Consider the following 2,429-nt stretch of genomic DNA (forward strand, 5'->3'; position numbering starts at 1 on the left):
CATGTGCACGCAGGACCTCGTGCGGCGGCGCTCCCGGACGAAACGGCGGAGGATGGCGAGGGCCGGAACCACCGCGGCCGACGACACCGAGGAGAACCGCCATGACGATCCGCCGGATGGACAACGTGCTCATCGTGGTCGAGGACCTGGACGCCGTCGTCGCGTTCTTCACCGAACTCGGCCTCGAACTGGAAGGCCGCTCCCCGGTCGAAGGACCTTGGGTGGAGCAGATCATCGGACTGGAGGACGTCCGGCAGGAGGTCGCCATGCTGCGCACCCCGGACGGCCACGGCCGGATCGAGCTGGCCGTGTTCCACTCACCGGAGCCGGTCAGGCCCGAGCCCCGGCAGGCACCGCCGAACACCCTGGGCATCCGCCGGGTCATGTTCGCCGTGGACGACATCGACGACACGGTGGTCCGCCTGCTCGCCCACGGCGCCGAACTCGTCGGCGAGGTGGTGCGGTTCGAGGACGTCTACCGGCTCTGCTACGTCCGCGGCCCCGAGGGGATCATCGTCGGGTTGGCCGAGGAGCTCGGCTGACCCGGCGGACGGGTGTCACACCCGAGGGCGCTGCCCGGTCATCCAGGTGACCGCCGGGGCAAACGCCCCGGCCCGTTGACCTCAGGAGGACCCATGCACGCCCGTATCACCAAGGGCCTGGCCGTGTTCGCCGCCGTGGCCGCGGCGCTGTCGATCTCCGTGGCCTCGGCCGGGCCCGCGGCCGCCGTCGACTCGGTCGTCGTCTGCCGGAACACCCACTTCGACGACTGCATTGTCGCCGGCGGCTGGGTCACCGACCCGCTCAAGAACCTCGGTTCGGGCGCGCGTTTCCAGGACTCCATTTCCTCCATCGTCAACATGAGCGGATCGCGGATGTGCTTCTGGGAGCACAACGGCTTCCAGGGCCAGTACATCCGGCTGGACACCGGGCAGCAGCTCGCCGACCTGGGGGCGAGCGGCTTCAACGACCGGATCTCCTCCTGGAAGGCCTGCTGACACCGGCCGCCGGGCCCGGCGCCCCGCGCACGTCGCGGGGCGTCAGGGCAGCAGCAGGCCGGCGAGTTCGTCGAGCAGTTCGGCGACGCGCCGGGCCCGCTCCGGCTCCGGGACGGCCTTCGCGATGACGGGCTCCGCGGGCCGCGCGACGTGCTCGCGGATGGTGCGCCGGGCCCAGTCGGAGACCGTCAGCAGGGTGCGCCGCCCGTCCCGCGGATCGGCGGCGGCCTCCAGCAGTCCGCGCTCGCGCAGCCGGGCGACCGAGACCGAGACATGGCTCTGCGCGAAGCCGGTCCGGGCCTGGATGTCCCGGACCGAGGCCGCGGGGTGGCGGTACACGTCGGCGACCACGGCGATCTCGCCGGGGGTGAGGTGCTCGGACGCCGGATCGATGATCATCTCGCGGCCGAGGTCGGTCAACCGCTTGCCCAGTCTGAGGAGTTGCACGCCGTCCATGCCGGCAGACTACATCTTCACAGATGCATCGGCAGCGATATAGATTGCCCTGCCATGACGACCTCCGAACCGCTGCGCCCGGTGTCCCGCACCGCCCTGTCCGTCGCCCTGGTCCGGGCCTACGAGAGCGCCCGCCCCGACCCGCTCTTCGACGACCCGTACGCCGCCGCGTTCGCCGCCGCCGCCGACGTGCCGCTGCCCGCCGCGGGCCCGGCCGGCGGTCTCGCCGAGGCACTGGTCGCCCAGGGCGTCCTGCGCACCCGCTTCTATGACGACCGCCTGCTCGCCGCCGGCGCCGACCAGGTCGTGCTGCTCGCGGCGGGCCTGGACACCCGCGCCCACCGGCTGGACTGGCCGGCCGGGACGAGGGTGTTCGAACTCGACCTGGGCCCGGTGCTGGCCTTCAAGGAACGGGTCCTCGACCGCCTGGGCGCCGAGCCCAGGAGCAGGCGCACCGTCCTGCCCGCCGACCTGCTGGAACCGCACTGGCCCGCCCGCCTGGCCGGCGCCGGATTCGACCCGGCGAGGCCCTCGGCCTGGCTGGCCGAGGGCCTGCTGGTCTACCTCACGCCCGAGGAGGCGGCCGGCCTGCTCACGGCGGTCGCCGCGCTGGCCGCCCCCGGCAGCCGGCTGCTGCTGGAGCAGGGCCGGGACGTCACCGCCGTGCCCCACGACCCGTCACTCGCCCACCTCACCGACCTGTGGCGCGGCGGCCTCGGCCCCGGCACCCGGGACTGGCTCGACGGGCACGGCTGGACCACCGGCCTCACCACCCTGGAGCAACTCGCCCGGCGCCACGCCCGTCCGCTGCCCGGCCCCTCCGACGCGGGCTTCATCGAGGCGGTCCGGCGCCCGGGGGACTGAGGGCGCGGGCGGCCGCCTCAGAAAGTGTTGGGTAATCGGGTGATCACTCGTTCTTGAGGTCGTCGGCGAGGCGGCGGGCTGCTTCGGTCTCGATGGGGCCGCGGGGTTCGA

Annotated in this window: 4 protein-coding genes; 3 read left to right on the forward strand and 1 reads right to left on the reverse strand. The window is 73.3% G+C overall.

What is annotated here, in order from left to right; genetic code table 11:
- The first annotated feature begins 101 nt into the window (after nucleotides 1–101).
- Together ACFU74_RS37030 and ACFU74_RS37035 are read left to right on the forward strand one after the other, a co-directional pair.
- The gene (locus ACFU74_RS37030; protein WP_380764536.1) at nucleotides 102–542 is read left to right on the forward strand and encodes a VOC family protein; all 441 of its coding nucleotides are present in this window, start codon (nucleotides 102–104) and stop codon (nucleotides 540–542) included.
- Nucleotides 543–635: 93 nt separating this feature from the next.
- The gene (locus ACFU74_RS37035; protein ID WP_380764537.1) at nucleotides 636–998 is read left to right on the forward strand and encodes a peptidase inhibitor family I36 protein; all 363 of its coding nucleotides are present in this window, start codon (nucleotides 636–638) and stop codon (nucleotides 996–998) included.
- A 42-nt stretch (nucleotides 999–1,040) separates the two neighbouring features.
- Here ACFU74_RS37035 and ACFU74_RS37040 read toward each other — a convergent pair whose 3' ends face one another.
- Nucleotides 1,041–1,454, reverse strand: coding sequence for a MarR family winged helix-turn-helix transcriptional regulator (locus tag ACFU74_RS37040; RefSeq protein WP_380764538.1), 414 nt, complete (start codon nucleotides 1,452–1,454; stop codon nucleotides 1,041–1,043).
- A gap of 54 nt (nucleotides 1,455–1,508) precedes the next feature.
- Here ACFU74_RS37040 and ACFU74_RS37045 point away from each other — a divergent pair, with 54 nt between their 5' ends.
- A complete protein-coding gene (locus ACFU74_RS37045; RefSeq protein WP_380764539.1) occupies nucleotides 1,509–2,318 on the forward strand; it encodes an SAM-dependent methyltransferase in 810 nt (269 codons plus the stop codon).
- The last annotated feature ends 111 nt before the right edge of the window (nucleotides 2,319–2,429 follow it).

It is taken from the genome of Kitasatospora sp. NPDC057500, assembly GCF_042802195.1.
Lineage (GTDB): Bacteria > Actinomycetota > Actinomycetes > Streptomycetales > Streptomycetaceae > Kitasatospora.

Coding starts and splice junctions, on each gene's coding strand:
- ACFU74_RS37030 (WP_380764536.1), top strand. CDS start 102: ATGACGATCCGCCGGATGGACAACGTGCTCATCGTGGTCGAGGACCTG.
- ACFU74_RS37035 (WP_380764537.1), top strand. CDS start 636: ATGCACGCCCGTATCACCAAGGGCCTGGCCGTGTTCGCCGCCGTGGCC.
- ACFU74_RS37040 (WP_380764538.1), bottom strand. CDS start 1,454: ATGGACGGCGTGCAACTCCTCAGACTGGGCAAGCGGTTGACCGACCTC.
- ACFU74_RS37045 (WP_380764539.1), top strand. CDS start 1,509: ATGACGACCTCCGAACCGCTGCGCCCGGTGTCCCGCACCGCCCTGTCC.